The sequence below is a fragment of the Synechococcus sp. CS-1333 genome (genome assembly GCF_025128015.1).
GTDB lineage: Bacteria > Cyanobacteriota > Cyanobacteriia > PCC-6307 > Cyanobiaceae > MW101C3.
Genome location: NZ_JAHLYO010000031.1, coordinates 1 through 16,198 on the forward strand (window position 1 = coordinate 1; position 16,198 = coordinate 16,198).

Sequence of the window (16,198 nt, forward strand, 5' to 3'; positions counted from 1 at the left end):
GCGATTGCGGAGAAGAGCCGGACGATCCGTCTGCCGATCCACATCACCGAAACGCTGAACAAGCTGAAGAAGGGTCAGCGTGAGCTGAGCCAGGAGCTGGGCCGCACGCCCACGCTGAGTGAGCTGGCGGTGGCGGTGGAGTTGCCGGAGGAGGAGGTGAAGGATCTGCTGTGCCGAGCACGGCAGCCGGTGAGCCTGGAAACGAAGGTGGGCGACGGGGAGGATACGGAGCTGCTGGATCTGCTGCAGGGGGACGGGACGCTGCCGGAGGAGAGCGTGGACAGCGAATGCCTGAGGGGGGATATGCGGGCACTGCTGGAGCAACTGCCGGAGTTGCAGCGCGATGTGCTGAAGATGCGCTTCGGGCTCGATGGCGAAGAACCGATGAGCCTCACCGGCATCGCCCGCTCCCTCGGCATGAGCCGCGACAAGACCCGCAACCTCGAACGCCGCGCCCTCGACGGCATCCGCTCCCATTCCCGCCGCCTGGAGGGCTACCTGGTGGCCTGAGCCCTCACCGGCCGGAGTTGAATCGGGCCCGGAAGCGGTTGTAGATGGCGTTCATCGCCAGCATCAGCAGCCCCACGCCGATGAACACCACGCCACGGAGCCCCAAATCCGCCTGGGCCATGTCGATCGCCACCAGCCGCACCAGGCAGGCCCCCAACCCCAGCAGGGCCAGCCAGCGGAACTGCTGATCGCGCAGCACGGCGCTCAGCAGGTAGATCACGAACGCCTGCAGGGCCCACAGCAGCGTGAGCAGCGATCGGTCGTAGCGGGCCGCCAGGCTCCAGGCCACGGCCACGAACATCGGGTAGTACAGCCAGCGGTTGGGAGCGGCGGCGACGCGCCGGGCGATCCAGCTCAGCAACGGCAACCCCTGCGAGGCCGCCTGCAGCGGAGTCTCCAGTTTCTTGTGCGCCAGCAGGATGAACAGCACCTCCAGTGCGATCGCCAGCACCCCCACCGTCTGCGGATGCCCCAGCCAGCGCTCTGGAGCCGGCGGCAGTGTGTCCAGCATCGCCAGCAGGCCGAGGATGCCGCGCCAGTACACCAGCACCGCATACACGGCCAGCCGCGGCGCAAACAGGCGTTGCAGCTTCGGGATCACCAGCAGCACCGCCAGCAGCGACCAGGCCACTGGCCGCCACAGCGGACCGACCTCCACCGCGATGCCCAGAACCGAAACCAGCACGGCCGCTTCCAGCGCCAGAGGCTGAACGCCACGCCAGAGCGGCAACGCCGTCAGGCCTGCGCCGGGGCGCAGGAACCAGACCCGCAGCGCCACCACCAGGGCGAACAGCTGGATCGGCAGGCGGGCGCTGAAGCTCACGCGGCCCAGGCTGAGCAGCTCCGGGCTGGGCAGGATCACCAGCAGGTAGGCCGTGAGAAATAGCACCAGGTAGCCCAAGGCCATCACCAGCAGCTGCAGGGCAGGCCCCCGCGACCGGCGGCGGGCGAGCTCCAGCGCCCCCGCAGCCAGGGCCAGCCAGGCGGTCCCGGGCAACAGCTCCGAGATTGGTGCCAGGGCCAGATACACCCCCAGGGCGGCGGTGACTCCGAACAGATGCAGTCCGGTGGCCCTCAGCGCGGGCCGGCCACCGGCACCGGCTAGCAGCAAGGAGAGTGCGGCCAGGGGCAGGAGCCGGATCAGCAGGGGCGCCAGCGACCAGGGCGCCTGCACCACCAGCACGAGCCAGCTGGTCAGGTGTGCCATGACGATTGCCAGCCCGCAGCCGCCGAGCAGGCCCGGCGGCCGTTGCCGGCGGGCGAGCAGCAGCAGGGCGCCCACCACCACCAGCGCCAGCGTTTCCCGCCAGGGAGCGGGCGCGCTGATCGATGTGCCCACCGCCACCAGCAACCCGCTGATCCAACCCAACGCGGCTGGCCACGGCAGCGGCACGGCGCGGCGCTGAAGCAGCAGTTGCAGCAGAGCTGCCAGCAGGCCGGCACCGATCAGCACAGCGGCGTTCTGGCCCTGCTCCAGAGCCGTGGGTGCGGTGGTCAGTGCATCGACGGCGGCGGTGATCAGCCCCGTGAACACCAGGGCAACGGCCACCAGATTCACCGCTCCCCACCCCCAGCGCCGCAGCACCGGATCGTGCTCGCTCACGGCCAGGCCGAGGAACAGCACGGTCTCCAGCCATAGGCCGGCCACCAGCAGCGGCCCATTCACCACCAGCGGCTGCAGGCTCAGCACCGCTGCCATCGCCAGAACCTGGGCCACCAGCAGATCGCAGCGGACCAGCCAGCGCACCCCCGCCCGGCCGGCCCCCTTACCCAGGGTGTAGGCGAGGGCAGCGGCCAGGGCCAGGCCCACGATGCGCTGCGCCGCATGGGTTGGTGTCACCAGCAGGGCCAGTCCTACCCCGCCCCAGCGGCTGAGCAGCAGCAACAGGGGGAGGGGGCGCAGTTCTGGCGCTCTGCCGCGCGGATGGTGCTGCCACAGCGCCCCTCCGCCGAACACCACCAGGGCACCGACCAAGGCGAAGCCACGCTCCGGCTGCATGGCCTCCAGCAGCGCTCCATTGCCCGCAAGCCACCAGAGCTGGAAGCCGGCATACGCCCAGGTGACCACCAGTTGATGACGTTCCTGCCGCTGGGGCAACGGCACCGCCAGGCCCGCCACCGTCACCAGCGTGGCAAGGGCGAGGGTGATTGGGTTCTGGCTGGCGATCAGCAGGGGCACCAGGTTCACCACCACGTGCAGGGAGGCCACCGCCTGGCTGGGGGCCACCCGGGCCAGCAGCAGATTCACGGCCATGCCCACCGCCAGCAGCAGCACAGCCGGACCAGGCGCTTCGATCCAGCGCAGCCCCAGTTCCGGCAGGGAGCCGGCGGCGGCGCAGGCGAACAGCAAGAGAGCGCCACCGCCGCTGCGCATCCACAGGCTCAGTTCGCGCCAGGGGCTGGGGCGACCCAGCAGCAGCGAAGGGGCCGCCAAAGCGGCAGCGGTGGCCACGGTGATCAGGAAGCGCTCGAAGCCCCCCAGCCGCAGGCCCACGTTCACCACGACGAAGGTGACCCCGGCCACCACCACCATCACGCCCAGGATCCCGGTCCAGTTCTCGACCAGCAGCCGCTCCAGCTTCCCGGCCGTTCTGGGTCCGCGAGGCGAGGGCGTGCGCGGCGGCAGAGGCGGCGGGGGTGGGAACGCGGGCCCTGTCGGCGAGGAAGTCCCGACCTCGGCATCCATCGGCGGAACAACGACCAGCGCCACATCCCCCTCCACCACATCCGCCACAACCGCGGATTCCGCCGCCGCTGGCCTCAGGCGGCTGGGACCCAGGGGCGGCGCTGACGGAACCGGTGCGCTGGGTTCCGTCTCGAGCCGCTTGCCCGCTGCCTGCCCGACTGGAGCTGGAGGCAGCGCGCCCAGCCGGGCTTCCAGCTGCTGCAGCCGGCGCTCCAGTGTTTTCAGCTGCCCCCGCTGCAGCGAATGGCTGTGCAGCCACAGCCCGATCAGCAGGATCGCCAGCAGGATCGCCAGCAGGATCGCCAGCACCAGGAGGGGAACGCCCACGATGGACCCGGCGACTGCCCTGGTTTCTAACCCTGCCATCACAGGTTGTCCTATGCCGGGCTGATTCCGGTGGGGCTGAACACCAGGCCTGCGGCGCTTGGTTGGTCGCAGCAGCGACGCCATTCGACCGGCGGCAGTGGGCTGGCTGCAGGGGCGTTACTAAAGATCCATGACCGCCCGCCTTTCTGCCCCCGCTGCTGGTGTTCGGCTGCAGCTGGCCAAGCACGACCTGGATCGCCTCGACACGCTCACCTGCTCAAGGAGCGGTGGCCTGTGGGCAGGCCTCGGGCCAGTGCGGCGGATGGTGCTCGGTCCTCCCTGCGGCCAGGTGGGCCCCACCCTGGATGCCGCTCTGCTGCTGAAGTTGCCTGTGGATTTCGAGTGACTGGTACCTGCCGTTCTGCGACACCTTCAGGGCCTACAAACGCTGGTGCGTCGACAGCCTGCGCGACCGCCTCGCTCTGGCGATAGGCACTTCCCATCAGCACCTGGATGCCTACCGCTCCCTGGAGGCCGAAGTGGAGCGGCAGCTGAGGCTGTATCGCCTGATCGACCATCTGCGCGGCCGGAGCGCGGGTGTGATCCTCACCAATGCTGACAGCTACCCAAAGGCGGTGGCGGAGCTGAAGCGGCTGCACTGGGGTGTGGCCCTCGGCGATGACTACTCCGCCACCAAGTCCTTCGTGTCGATGACGTTGCTCAAGGGCCGGCGCGTGACCCTGTTGCCCGATCCTGAAGTGGCGGAGATCTTTGGTCTGGTGGTGCGCGACGGCAAGGCCGATGTGGGGGTGGTGGCACGCAGCTTTGTGGAAAGCCAACCCTGCGATGAGCTCAACCCCACCCGTGCCGAGGAGCGATGCCGGGTGATCGCCCGCGGCCTTCCCCTTCCGGCTTTGGTGGTGGCCCTGTCGCCCAAGCTCGACGATGGCGACCGGCGGGTTCTGGCCAGGCTGCTGATGGACCTGCCCGCGCAGGTGCGCACGCGCATCAGGCCAGCTAACGCCCGGGTGTGATTTCGGATGATCGAATTGCTCAACTGATCCGGCAAGCCTGTTCGAGCCTGTCTGGAAACTTCAGGAACGGCCGAACCAAGGGCTGTTTCGATCAGAACGCCGGATCAGCTTTCCCGTTCCCGTCACCCGTTTCTGTCGCTGGATCCGATCAGAAGAACTGGTCGAAGTTATCGAAATCTACGGCCTTGAAGCTGCCGTTCTCCACCTGCTCCATCAACCGCACCAGTTGGGCCCACAGCGCCCCCGCGGTGAGCAGCGAGAGCAGCAGCGCCACCAGCAGGGCGGTGCCGCTGCCGAAGCCGAACACCTGCAGCGCCCCGCCGATGAACAGGGTGACGCCGATCACCAGACCGCTGTAGGACGCCACCACCTCGCCCGAGCCCAGCGGCAGCAGCGCCAGACGGTCCTGCTTCCAGCCCTCCAGCTTGTCCTGCACCTGGCGGGAGAAGGTGAGCCCGCACAGGACGCTGATCGCCAGCCCGACGCCTGCCAGGAAGAACGGCGGCTGGCCGTAGGCGGCGTACTGGAGCAGCAGGCCCTGCGCCTCCAGGTCGTTGAAGGGGCCACCGCTGTAAGCATCGGCGTCGAGCAGGGCGCTGCCCAGGGCCAGTGCCGCTTCGCTCGGATCAGTGGGCACGAGGGTCACGGCGACGGGCCAGCGGAAGAAGGCCCGACCCTAGCGATTGGTGCGGGCGTCCCCGCCCCAGGCTCAGGCGGCTGCCGCCAGCGGGTTGAGCCGCTGCAGCATGCCCTCGGCCAGCTTGCGCGGCGAGAAGGTGCGCCGCAGGAGGCCCAGCAGTGCCTGCAGATCTTCGGTGTGCAGGCGGTTGTCACGCACCAGCATCAGCAGCAGGCGCTGGCGCAGGCTGCTGCCCCGCGGGCCGAGCAGCAGGCGCAGACCGGCGCCGGCCACAGGCAGCAGGTCGGGGTTGGCGTCGTCCTGCTCCACCACCGCCAGCAGGCTTTCCAGCCGCTCCAACTGCAGGCGGCCGCTGGCATCGAACAGCACCTCCAGCAGCTTTTCGCGCAGTTCGCTGGTGTCCCCGGCCAGCAGGCGCCGCGCCACATAGGGATAGGCCACGCGGATGATCTTGAAATCGGGGTTCAACCGCAACGCCAGACCCTCCTGACTCACCACCGCACGGATGATCAGGGCGAAGCGGGCCGGCACTCGGAACGGGTAATCGAACATCAGCTCCGAGAAGCGATCGGTGATCGCCTTGAAGTTGAAGGAGCCCACGTTCTCGCCCAGCTGGCCGCCCAGCACCGCCTCCAGGGCCGGCACGATCGGCGTGAGATCAGCATCGGGCCGCAGGAAGCCGAGCGCCTGGAAATCGCGGGCCAGCGCCTGGAAATCGCGGTTGATCAGGTGCACCACCGCGGCGGTGAGGGTGAGCCGGTCGGCATCGCTGATCGAATCCATCATGCCGAAATCGACATAGGCCACATGGCCCATGGCGCCCGTTTTGCCGGTGAGCGCGAACAGGTTGCCGGGATGGGGATCGGCGTGGAAATAGCCGAATTCGAGCAGTTGCTGCAAGCCCGCCGTGACACCGGTGCGGATCAGGGCGGTGGGATCAAGGTGGTGGGCTTCCAGTTCCAGCCGGTTCTGCAGCTTGATGCCGTTGATCCAGCTCGTGGTGAGCACACGCCGGCTGGAGAGCTGCCGCTCCACCTTCGGCACGGTCACGGCCGGATTGGAGGCGAACAGGTCGGCGAAACGCTCGGCATTGTCGGCCTCGCAGCGGTAGTCGATCTCCTCGAACAGGCTGCGGCCGAACTCATCGATGATGTCGCCGAGGCCGAAGCCGAGGTTCAACGGCAGGAACGGGGCCGCCAACACGCCGAGGCTGCGGATGATCACCAGGTCGCGGCGCAGCTGATAGGCGAGGTTTGGGCGTTGCACCTTCACGGCCACCCAGTGCCCGCCTGGCAGCTCGGCCTTGTAGACCTGGCCCAGGCTGGCGGCCGCCACCGGATAGGACGGAAAGGTGGTGAACAGCTGATCGGCAGGGGCGCCCAGTTCCTGCTCGATCAGGGCGAGGGCCACGGCGTGGGAGAAGGGGGGCAGGTTGTCCTGCAGCTGGGTCAGTTGATCGAGCCAGTCGCGTCGCACCAGGTCGGGCCGGGTGGAGAGGGCCTGGCCCACCTTGATGAAGCAGGGGCCGAGTGAGGTGAGGGTGGTGAGAATGCGGCGGCCCAGGCGCTTCTGCACCTCCCGGTCGTTGCTGTTGCCCTGCACGGTGAGCACCACCGCCAGACCCAGCAGTTGCCAGAGCACCCCCACCAGCCGCGCGATCAGGATCCAGGGCCGGCGCAGCAACCAGCGGCGGTCGCTCCGGGGGTCGTAGCGGAGCGGCGGCCCGGGGTCCTGCGGGCGGCCGGGAACGACGGCGGCTGCGGTGGTCCCGTTGGCCGCTGGCGCAGCGGTGCCGGTTGGGGCCGCAGCGGTGGCGGGCGCGAGCGAAGTGGAAGTGATAGCCGGTGCCCCTGCGCGGCAGGGGAGTGTCGACGGCCCACTCTAGGAACAGTTTTCTGCCCTTCATGTCTCTGATCGGCGCTCTGCGCGGGCAGCCCTCCGCCCTGGCACTGCACCTGCCGGCCCATGGGCGCGGCCGCGGGCTGGCCGCCGATCTGGCGCGCCTCTTGCGCGATCGCCCCGGCTGCTGGGACCTGCCCGAACTGCCGGCCATCGGCGGACCGCTCGAAGCGGAAGGGGCGGTGGCCGCCGCCCAGGTCCGCACTGCCGCGCTGTGCGGCGCCCACCGCTGCTGGTTCGGCGTCAACGGCGCCAGTGGCCTGCTGCAGGCCGCCCTGCTGGCGTTGGCCCCGCCCGGCGGGCGGGTGCTGCTGCCGCGCAACCTGCACCGCAGCCTGCTGCACGGCTGCGTGCTCGGCCAGTTGCAGCCGGTGCTGTTCGATCTGCCCTTCGAGGCCGCCACCGGCCTCTGGCAGGCCCCAACCCCCGCCGGCCTGGAGCAGGTGCTGCAGCAGGCGGGCCCGCTGGCGGCGGTGGTGCTGGTGCACCCTACGTATCAGGGGCTGGAGGGGGATCTGGCCGGTCTGATCGCCGTGGCCCATCGCCGGGGGCTGCCGGTGCTGGTGGATGAATGCCATGGGGCCGATCGCGCCGCTGCCCTTGGCGCCGGCGCCGACCTGGTGGTGCAGTCGTTGCACAAGGGCGCGGCAGGACTGGCCCAGAGCGCCGTGATCCTGCTGCAGGGCGAGCGGGTGTCTGCTGTGGCGCTGGAGCGCTCCCTGGGCTGGTTGCAGACCTCCAGCCCCAGTGCCCTGCTGCTGGCCTCGGCGGAGGTGGCCTTGCGCCAGCTGCACGCGCCCAGCCCGGCCGAGCGCCGCTGCCGGCAGCGGGCGCTGGCGGTGGCGGCGCGCCTGCGCCAGCGGCTGCAGGCGGAGGGGTTGCCGTTGGTGGCCAACCAGGATCCGCTGCGGCTGGTGCTCCACACCGCCGCCATGGGGATCAATGGGCTCGACGCCGACCAATGGTTGATGGCCCGCGGCGTGATCGCCGAGTTGCCCGAGCCGGGCGCACTCACCTTCTGCCTCGGCCTGGTGCCGCCGCCGGCTCTGGTGTGGCGCTTGCGCCGCCACCTGCTCGCCCTGCGGGCGGCGCTCGGGGCGGAGCCGCTGGCCCCCTTCACGCCGCCGCCGCTGCCGCTGGTGGCCGAACCCGAGCTGCCGGTGGGGGAGGCCTGGCGCGCGCCCCGGCAGGCGGTGCGGCTGGCGGCGGCGGCCGGTCGTCTGGCGGCCGAACCGCTGTGCCCCTATCCCCCCGGCATCCCCCTGCTGATTCCCGGCGAGCGCATCGATGCCGCCCGGGCGGAGTGGCTGTGCCAGCAGCGCCTCCTATGGCCTGACCAGATCGCTGATAGCGTGAATGTTGTGGCCTGAAGGGCGCTGCGGATGGGCGCTGGGGAGCAGGAGCAGGCGGCGAGCGCTGGCTTCCAGTGGGATTTCGTCACCCCCGGCCTTCCCGACAGCGTGTTTGAAGGGGCGCCAGGCTTCAGTCCCACGCCGATGGAGCTGCGCGTGATGCTGCTGGCCCATCTGCGCCCCCGCACCCACTCGGTGGTGTGGGACGTGGGCGGCGGTACAGGCGCCCTGGCGCTGGAGATCGCTCGGCTGATGCCCGCCGGTGAAGTGCATACCCTCGAGCGCGATCCAGAGGCGATCGAGCTGCTGGAGTGCAACCGCCGCCGCTTCGGCATCCCCAACCTCCACATTCATGCCGGCCAGGCTCCTGAGGATCTCGGCCTGCTGCCCCCCCACCCCGACCGGGTGCTGCTTGAGGTGGGCCGGCCGCTGGCCGCCGTGCTCCAGTCCGTCTGGACGGCGCTGCAGCCGGGGGGACGCCTGGTGATCAGCACCGCCAGCCTTGAGGGCCTGGTGGATGCCACCGACACGCTCAGCCAGCTGAAGGCGCGCGATGTGCAGGTGGTGCAGGCCACGGTGCACCGCATGCAGCGCCGCGGCAGCCAGGCGCGGCTGGCTGCCGCCGAACCGCTGTTCGTGATCGCCGCCGAGCGTCTCGGGTGAACGCGTCGTCCCGTCCTCCCACCTCGAAGCGGCGCCTGTTCAGCGGACTCGCTGCGGGCGCCTTCGGCCTGGTGGTGGTGGCGCTCGGCGGCTGGTGGTTCACCCTGGCGGTGGGGGTGATCGTGCACCTGGGCCTGCTGGAGTTCTTTCGCCTGGCGCAGTTCAAGGGCATCCGCCCGGCCACCAAAACCACATTGGTGGTCTGCCAGGTGCTGCTGGTGGCCACCCAGTGGGCCAGTGGAGGCGGGCTGGCCTCGGATCTGGCGGCGGCGGTGCTGCCGGTGTCGGGGGCGGCCATCTGCGGCTGGCTGCTGCTGCAGCCGATCACGGGCACCATCGCCGACATCGCTGCTTCGATCTTCGGGCTCTTCTACCTGGGCTTCCTTCCCAGCCATTGGCTGCGCCTGCGTGATCTCAGTGATGCCGTGCTGGCGCCCCATCTGGTGGGAGCCAGCTGGCCGTTCTCCTCCGGGATGGCGCTCACCCTGATTGCCTGTCTGATGGTGGTGGCCACCGACATCGGCTCCTACATGATCGGTCGCCGCCTCGGGCGGCATCCGCTCTCGCCGATCTCCCCCGGCAAGACGGTGGAAGGGGCGCTGGGAGGAGTGGCCAGCTCGTTGCTGGTGGGGGTGATCGGTGGGCTCTGGCTGGGCTGGCCCTGGGGGTGGGCCGTGGGCGGCGGGCTGGGCGCGATCGTGTCTCTGTTCGCCCTCGTTGGTGATCTCACCGAATCGATGATGAAGCGGGACGCGGGGGTGAAGGATTCCGGTGATGCCATCCCCGGCCACGGCGGCATCCTCGATCGCATTGACAGCTACCTGTTCACCCCAGCGGTGGTCTTCTACTACGTGACCCTGGTGGTGCCGCTGCTCAGCCGCCCGGCGTTACTGCCTTGAGCTTGCTGCCCTGATGCACTGGCCTGAGCTGCTGCTCCGCGGCAGTTCCTGTGGCCTCGAGCTTTGCCATGAACCACGCCCCCCGGCCTGCTCCAGCTCAGGGCTGCACGCGGGCTTCTCCCTGCAGCTGGAGCATGCCGCCCTCAAGGTTGGCGGTGGTGATGCGGATGTTCGGGTCCATCGGCAGGCTGGCCCGCAGCTCCCCGTCGACAGCGTGGATCTCCACCCGCCCATCCACGGCCACGGGCCTGGTTTCCAGCTCCATCAGGCGGTTCTCCCCCATCGCCCGCGCGGCCAGGATCAAGGTGTCGCGGGCGATGCGCAGCTCCACCAGCGGTCCCAGCCCCAGCAGCTGCTCTCCCAGCAGATCGCTGAGCTCACGCCAGCGCGGTTTGCTCAGGGAGTGAGTGAGCCCGGTGGCGGTGAAGGCCACCCTGCCGCGGATGCCGAAGGGGTGGTCGAGGGTGAGCGACTGGGCGCGCACCAGCCGCCCCAGCTTCACCCGCAGCGGATCGCTGCGCAGTTCCACCAGTTCAAACTGCAGGCCGTCGTACACCACCCGCCGCGCCATCAGCGTCACGCCCTCCAACTGGCCGCGCAACAGCTGCAGAGCGCTGCCGTGCAGCTGCAGCTCCAGGCTCTCCACGGCCTCGCACTGGCTGCGGATCCAGAACTGCAGACCAGCCGCTAGAAGTTGCAGCACCGGTCCGCCGGGGGCTTGGGGTTCGGAGCTGGTCATGGAGCCTGCAAGGGGATGGCTTCTCTAACAGAGGCCAGGCGTGAGCCAGGCGGCAGCCACCCGATCGCTCTGGTCGAGATGGGGCAGGTGGCCGCAGTCGGCCAGTTCCTTCACTCGGTCCCCCAGCAACGCCAGGGCGGCTTTTTTCTGCGGGGCCCGCAGAATGCGGTCATCAGCGCCCCAGAGCACCTCCAGCGGCTGGCTGGGCAAGGGTTCGCCGCAGCCAGCGAAACCACCGCTCCGGGCGAAGCGGCGCAGGGAATCGGCCCATCCCGGTGTGGCCAGATGCAGGGAGGCGATCTCCTCTTCCGCGGGCCCCACGCTGGCGGATGGGTCGGCGAAGGCCGTGCGGCAGAGGCTGCGGCGCACGCCCGGCAGGCCGAGAAAGCGCACCCCGAGGCCATCGAGCAGCGGCGGCAGGGGCATGGGCCGGCCGGTGAGGCCTGCGGGGGCGAGCAGCAGCAGCCGGTGGATGCGCGCGGGTTGGCGCCGGCTTAGTTCCACCGCCACGGCCCCGCCCATCGAGGCTCCGATCAGGCCGAGTGGCTGGGGGCCAAGGCGTGCAGCGGCTTCCGCCAGCAGGGCCTCGAGATGGGTGAGCACGCCGCGGGGGCTGTAATCGCCATCGGCGGGCCGGGGCGTGAAGCCGAAGCCGAACAGATCGGGAATCAAGAGCGTGGCGCCACCGGCCAGCAGCGGCGCGAGCCGCCGGAACTCCAGAAAGCTGCTGTCGAAGCCGTGCAGCAGCAGCAGCGGCGGGCCCTCCCCCAGCACCGCCACCGGGAAGGGCCGCGCCCAGCCCGGCAGGTCCCACCACTGCACCGCCGCTGCCAGCTGACGGCCCTGCGGGTCGAGCAGGTTGCGGGCCGCCGCCTCCACCAGCGCCCGGCCGTCAGGCTGCGGAAGGGTCAACGGTTGGCGTCGGCGCTGGCCGACTGCTCGATGGCGGCATCGGTGGTCACCAGCGCGCCCAGCAGGTCAGCCGGGCTCACGGCAAAGGGCAGCCGGTGCAGATCAGATCCCGGCTGACAGGCGAAGGCGCACACCCGTTGCAGATCGCTGAGCGGTGAGTCCGCCAGCCCCAGCTGCGCCAGGGTGACCGGCAGCGAGAGCTGGCGGAAGAAGCTCAGCAACTGGCGCCGCGCCTGGGAAGCGAGGCGGTTGCCGCCCACCAGCTCCTCCAGGCGCAGCTGCACCAGGATGCCGAAGCCCACCTTCTCCCCATGCAGGCGGCCATGGCTCGCCTCCAGCTGGGTGAGGCCGTTATGCACCGCATGGGCGCCCACGGTGCGGCAGCGGGCACCACCCAGGCCGCCGATCACGCCGGCGGTGAGTCCGCAGGCCTCAGCCACACGCGCCCAGGCTTCACCGCCCGGGTGGGCCATGGCCTCCTGGCCTTCCAGCAGCAGCTGATCCCGCAGCACGCGGGCCATCTGCACCGCCTGATGCACGAGGCCGTCGGTGCTGGTGGCGCTGCTCACCGACGCTTCGTACCACTTGGCCATGGCGTCGGCCAGTCCGCTGGCCAGGGTGCGGGGCGGTGCCTGCAGGATCAGACGGTGGTCGAACACCAGCAGAGCGGGAGAGCGCTCAAGGCTCACATCGCAGGTGAAGGCTCCGCCGGGGGAATAGAGGTTGGCCAGGGCGGTCCAGCCGGCGCAGGTGGCGGCGCTGGTGGGCACGGTGATGGAGGGCAGCCCGAGCCGATCGGCCAGCAGCTTGCCCGCGTCCATCACCTTGCCGCCCCCGGCCGCTACCACGGCATCGATTGGGTCCGCCGCGATTGGATCAGCATTCGCCGCCGCGACGTCCGCCTGAAGCCGCTGCAGATCCTCTTCGCAGCAATCGAACTGCAGCTGAGCTGGTAGGGGATCAAGCCCGAGCCTCCGCAGATCAGCGGCCAGCGACTCGCGTAGAGCAGCGGTGGCGCGGCTGCGGCCGAGGAACAGGGGACGTCGGCAGAGGGCGGCGATAGCCGGCAGGGAGGCTTCCCAGGCACCTTTGCCCCGCAGCACGCGGGCCGGGGCGATCAGGTGTTCGCTCAAGCTGATGCTCATCTGATCAATCTAGTCGGCCGATTTTGGGCATCGAGCGGCAACGCGACCCGGCACCTGCGCGGCGTGCGGTGGCACGCGCAAGAAAAAGCGGGAGTTCATTGAACTCCCGCCGTCGAGTGGACCGTGTGAAACCGCCGCTGATTCAGGCGCTGGCGGCAGCCAGTTCGGGCTCGGGCGTGATCGCCTGGTGGCGGATCACCACCTGCTTGTCGTCGTCGACATCGACGATCGCTGCATCGCCATCCTTGAGGCGGCCGGAGAGGAACTCCTCGGCCAGAGAATCCTCAAGCAGGCGCATCACGGCGCGGCGCAGCGGGCGGGCTCCGTAACTGGGGTTGTAGCCCTCTTCGACCAGGCGCTCTTTAAAGGCCTCGGTGACGGAGAGACCAATGCCTTTCTCCTGCATCCTGCCGAACACTTCGCGCAGCATGATGTCGGCGATCACCTTCACTTCGTCACGGGTGAGTTGACGGAAGACGATGATCTCATCGAGACGGTTGAGGAACTCAGGGCGGAAGTACTGCTTCAGCTCTTCGTTCACCAGGGAGCGGATGCGGTTGTACTGGGTTTCTTCGGCGGCGGCGCCGGAGAATTCGAACCCCAGGCCCCCACCCCCTTTCTCGATCACCTTCGAACCGATGTTCGAGGTCATGATGATCAGGGTGTTCTTGAAGTCGACCGTGCGGCCTTTGGAATCGGTGAGGCGGCCATCTTCCAGCAGCTGAAGCAGCAGGTTGAACACATCGGGGTGAGCCTTCTCGATTTCGTCGAAGAGCACCACGGTGTAGGGCCGGCGGCGCACCGCTTCGGTGAGCTGGCCACCTTCGTTGAAGCCGACATAACCCGGAGGCGAGCCGATCAGCTTGCTGACGGTGTGGCGCTCCATGAACTCCGACATGTCGAGCCGGATCATCGACTCTTCGCTGCCGAAGAAGTAAGCCGCCAGAGCCTTGGTGAGCTCGGTTTTGCCCACGCCGGTGGGACCGGAGAAGATGAAGCTGGCGATTGGGCGGTTGGGGTTCTTGAGTCCCACCCGGGCGCGGCGGATGGCCTTGGACACAGCCTTGACGGCTTCGTCCTGGCCGATCAGACGCTGGTGGAGGGTTTCCTCCATGTTGAGCAGTTTCACCGATTCGCTTTCGGTGAGCTTCTGAACCGGCACGCCGGTCCAGGAGGCCACGATCTGGGCGATGTCCTCTTCGGTGACCACCGGGCTGCGATCGCCGCCGGCACCGGCAAGCGGCAGCTCAATGGAGCCGGTGGCTTCGGTGGTGATGGCCTCGCCGCCTTCGGCTGCCGTGGGCTCTTCATCGCGACGGGCCTGGAGGATGGATCGGATCTGCTCACGCAGTTCCACTTCCTTGTCGCGCAGTTCACCGGCCTTGGTGAAGTCTTGCTCGCGGACGGAATCTTCTTTCTGCTTCTGCACCGAGCGCAGTTGCTTGTCGAGCTCCTTGGCGGCCGGCGGCAGCTTCGAGTTGAGCAGGCGCACGCGGCTGCCGGCTTCATCGACGAGGTCGATCGCCTTGTCGGGCAGGAAGCGGTCGGAGATGTAGCGGTCGCCCAGGGTGGCGGCGGCCACGAGGGCTTCGTCGCTGATCTTCAGGCGGTGGTGCTGTTCGTAGCGCTCGCGCAGGCCACGCAGGATCTCGATGGTGTCGAGAACGGTGGGTTCGCCCACCATCACCGGCTGGAAGCGGCGTTCAAGGGCCGCATCGCGCTCGATGTGCTTGCGGTATTCGTCGAGGGTGGTGGCGCCGATGCACTGCAGCTCGCCCCGGGCCAGGGCGGGCTTGAGGATATTGGCCGCATCGATCGCGCCCTCAGCGGCGCCGGCACCGATCAGGGTGTGGACTTCGTCGATCACCAGGATCACGTTGCCCGCGCTCCTGATCTCTTCCATGATCTTCTTGAGGCGCTCCTCGAACTCGCCCCGGTACTTCGTGCCCGCCACCAGCAGGCCAATGTCAAGCGTGAGCACGCGCTTGTCTTCGAGGATGTCCGGAACCTCGCCGAGGGTGATGCGCTGCGCCAAACCTTCAGCGATGGCGGTTTTACCCACGCCGGGCTCGCCGATCAGCACAGGGTTGTTCTTGGTGCGGCGGCCGAGGATCTGCACCACCCGATCGATTTCGTTCTGACGGCCCACCACCGGATCCAGCTTGCCTTCGGTGGCGAGCTGGGTGAGGTTGCTGCCGAATTCATCGAGGGTGGGGGTTTTGGTGGACCCCTTGCTGCCGCTGCCGGCGGCCACTTCGGCGGTTTCGCCGAGCATGCGGATCACCTGGGTGCGCACCTTGGCGAGATCGACGCCGAGGTTCTCAAGCACCCGGGCGGCGACTCCCTCGCCCTCCCGGATCAGGCCGAGCAGCAGGTGCTCAGTGCCGATGTAGTTGTGGCCCAGCTGGCGGGCTTCCTCGAGCGAGAGCTCCAGCACACGCTTGGCACGGGGCGTGAAGGGAATCTCCACGGCCACGAAGCCGGAGCCGCGGCCGATGATCTTTTCGACCTCCACCCGGGCGTCCTTGAGGTTGACCCCCATGGATTTCAGGACCTTGGCCGCCACGCCGGTGCCTTCGCCGATCAGGCCCAGCAGGATCTGCTCCGTGCCCACGAAGTTGTGGCCCAGCCTGCGGGCCTCTTCCTGGGCCAGCATGATCACCTTGATGGCTTTCTCGGTAAACCGCTCGAACATGGGCGGGACCTGATGCAAGTGCACCCAACCTATCAGGGCTGAGAGGGTGTTTGTGATCTTCGGCTGGAGATGTCCAGATCCATTGCTGCACCATGGATCAGCCCCGCTGATAGGCATATCTGGCCGGCCATAACTGTTGGTGCTTTCACATCAACGAAGGGCGGCAATCCGTACCTCGTCAAGCACTCATTCGCCGCTGAAACCCAGCGGTGGCGGTGGCGTTACCGCGATCTCCACCAGTGGCAGGCATTTGATCAGAGCGTCCTCACCATTGCGGTAGTAACGGCAACGCCGTCCCTGGCTGCGGAATCCGAGGGCGGCATAGAGCGCCAGGGCGGCAGTGTTGCCGGCGGCCACCTCCAGGGTGGCCTGCTGCACTCCCTGCTGCCGGGCCTTTTGCAGCAGGGCCCTGAGAACACGCCGCCCCCGGCCGCGCCGCCGGCAGTCGGGGTGCACCGCCACCACCATGATCTGCAGCTCATCGACCACCAGCCAGCCGCTGGCCATGGCCTCCAGCCCCCTTGGCCCTTCGAGGCCGAGGCAGAGCCGGCCGTCGCTCTCCAGTTCGGTCTGCCACTGATCCGAGTCCCACAGCCCGCCCAGAGCCAGCCGGTCAAGCGCGAGACAGGCCTCCAGATCCGCTGGCATCAGCCTGCGCGCCTGCGCCTGGGCGTCTGCGCCGGTGGCGTCGGCAGCAGCATCCGGAGACATCCTTACG

The 16,198-nt window shown here is 68.9% G+C and carries 14 protein-coding genes; 6 read left to right on the forward strand and 8 right to left on the reverse strand.

Annotation, left to right across the window (positions count from 1 at the left end):
• Positions 1-510: sigma-70 domain-containing protein (locus KQ303_RS11795; RefSeq protein ID WP_311134158.1), on the forward strand; the 510-nt coding region annotated here is incomplete at its 5' end.
• A gap of 4 nt (positions 511-514) precedes the next feature.
• Here the strand turns inward: KQ303_RS11795 and KQ303_RS11800 are convergent.
• Complete coding sequence (locus KQ303_RS11800) at positions 515-3,523, reverse strand: hypothetical protein (RefSeq protein WP_259730440.1); 3,009 nt, start codon at positions 3,521-3,523, stop codon at positions 515-517.
• 169 nt (positions 3,524-3,692) lie between these two features.
• Between KQ303_RS11800 and KQ303_RS11805 the strand changes: the two genes are divergently transcribed.
• Together KQ303_RS11805 and KQ303_RS11810 are read left to right on the forward strand one after the other, a co-directional pair.
• Positions 3,693-3,908, forward strand: a complete 216-nt coding sequence (locus KQ303_RS11805; RefSeq protein ID WP_259730441.1) for a hypothetical protein — start codon at positions 3,693-3,695, stop codon at positions 3,906-3,908.
• A gap of 133 nt (positions 3,909-4,041) precedes the next feature.
• Entirely contained in the window at positions 4,042-4,536 is a 495-nt protein-coding gene (locus KQ303_RS11810; RefSeq protein WP_259730442.1) for a phosphate/phosphite/phosphonate ABC transporter substrate-binding protein, read from the forward strand.
• Positions 4,537-4,684: 148 nt separating this feature from the next.
• On the opposite strand, the gene KQ303_RS11815 is transcribed toward KQ303_RS11810, so the two are convergent.
• Both KQ303_RS11815 and KQ303_RS11820 read right to left on the reverse strand, forming a co-directional pair.
• Entirely contained in the window at positions 4,685-5,182 is a 498-nt protein-coding gene (locus tag KQ303_RS11815; protein ID WP_369802994.1) for a hypothetical protein, read from the reverse strand.
• 63 nt (positions 5,183-5,245) lie between these two features.
• Entirely contained in the window at positions 5,246-6,859 is a 1,614-nt protein-coding gene (locus KQ303_RS11820) for an AarF/ABC1/UbiB kinase family protein (protein WP_233132834.1), read from the reverse strand.
• Between the two features lie 221 nt (positions 6,860-7,080).
• On the opposite strand from KQ303_RS11820, the gene KQ303_RS11825 reads away from it, so the two are divergent.
• The 3 genes from KQ303_RS11825 to KQ303_RS11835 are packed head-to-tail and all read left to right on the forward strand — an operon-like array spanning position 7,081 to position 9,989.
• Positions 7,081-8,445: a lysine decarboxylase gene (locus tag KQ303_RS11825; protein WP_259730443.1), complete on the forward strand. Its 1,365-nt coding sequence runs from the start codon at positions 7,081-7,083 to the stop codon at positions 8,443-8,445.
• A gap of 12 nt (positions 8,446-8,457) precedes the next feature.
• Entirely contained in the window at positions 8,458-9,090 is a 633-nt protein-coding gene (cbiT, locus tag KQ303_RS11830; protein ID WP_259730444.1) for a precorrin-6Y C5,15-methyltransferase subunit CbiT, read from the forward strand.
• Positions 9,087-9,989 (forward strand): phosphatidate cytidylyltransferase, encoded by a 903-nt coding sequence (locus tag KQ303_RS11835; protein WP_259730445.1) that lies wholly within the window; start codon positions 9,087-9,089, stop codon positions 9,987-9,989. Before cbiT ends, KQ303_RS11835 begins: the two co-directional genes overlap by 4 nt.
• 97 nt (positions 9,990-10,086) lie before the next feature.
• On the opposite strand, the gene KQ303_RS11840 is transcribed toward KQ303_RS11835, so the two are convergent.
• From KQ303_RS11840 to KQ303_RS11860, 5 genes are all read right to left on the reverse strand, one after another.
• Positions 10,087-10,728: a DUF2993 domain-containing protein gene (locus tag KQ303_RS11840; protein ID WP_255099697.1), complete on the reverse strand. Its 642-nt coding sequence runs from the start codon at positions 10,726-10,728 to the stop codon at positions 10,087-10,089.
• Positions 10,729-10,752: 24 nt separating this feature from the next.
• Positions 10,753-11,640 (reverse strand): alpha/beta fold hydrolase, encoded by an 888-nt coding sequence (locus tag KQ303_RS11845; RefSeq protein WP_259730446.1) that lies wholly within the window; start codon positions 11,638-11,640, stop codon positions 10,753-10,755.
• The gene (locus tag KQ303_RS11850; RefSeq protein WP_259730447.1) at positions 11,637-12,785 is read right to left on the reverse strand and encodes an iron-containing alcohol dehydrogenase family protein; all 1,149 of its coding nucleotides are present in this window, start codon (positions 12,783-12,785) and stop codon (positions 11,637-11,639) included. The genes KQ303_RS11845 and KQ303_RS11850 overlap by 4 nt, the downstream gene beginning before the upstream one ends.
• A gap of 142 nt (positions 12,786-12,927) precedes the next feature.
• Positions 12,928-15,480, reverse strand: a complete 2,553-nt coding sequence (locus KQ303_RS11855) for an ATP-dependent Clp protease ATP-binding subunit (protein WP_255099694.1) — start codon at positions 15,478-15,480, stop codon at positions 12,928-12,930.
• A 186-nt stretch (positions 15,481-15,666) separates the two neighbouring features.
• Positions 15,667-16,191, reverse strand: coding sequence for a GNAT family N-acetyltransferase (locus KQ303_RS11860; RefSeq protein WP_259730448.1), 525 nt, complete (start codon positions 16,189-16,191; stop codon positions 15,667-15,669).
• Positions 16,192-16,198 lie beyond the last annotated feature (7 nt).

Excerpts from the sequence above, each read along its gene's own strand:
- KQ303_RS11855 (WP_255099694.1), bottom strand. The coding sequence starts at position 15,480 with ATGTTCGAGCGGTTTACCGAGAAAGCCATCAAGGTGATCATGCTGGCC.
- KQ303_RS11825 (WP_259730443.1), top strand. The coding sequence starts at position 7,081 with ATGTCTCTGATCGGCGCTCTGCGCGGGCAGCCCTCCGCCCTGGCACTG.
- KQ303_RS11860 (WP_259730448.1), bottom strand. The coding sequence starts at position 16,191 with ATGTCTCCGGATGCTGCTGCCGACGCCACCGGCGCAGACGCCCAGGCG.
- KQ303_RS11805 (WP_259730441.1), top strand. The coding sequence starts at position 3,693 with ATGACCGCCCGCCTTTCTGCCCCCGCTGCTGGTGTTCGGCTGCAGCTG.
- KQ303_RS11840 (WP_255099697.1), bottom strand. The coding sequence starts at position 10,728 with ATGACCAGCTCCGAACCCCAAGCCCCCGGCGGACCGGTGCTGCAACTT.
- cbiT (WP_259730444.1), top strand. The coding sequence starts at position 8,458 with ATGGGCGCTGGGGAGCAGGAGCAGGCGGCGAGCGCTGGCTTCCAGTGG.
- KQ303_RS11850 (WP_259730447.1), bottom strand. The coding sequence starts at position 12,785 with ATGAGCATCAGCTTGAGCGAACACCTGATCGCCCCGGCCCGCGTGCTG.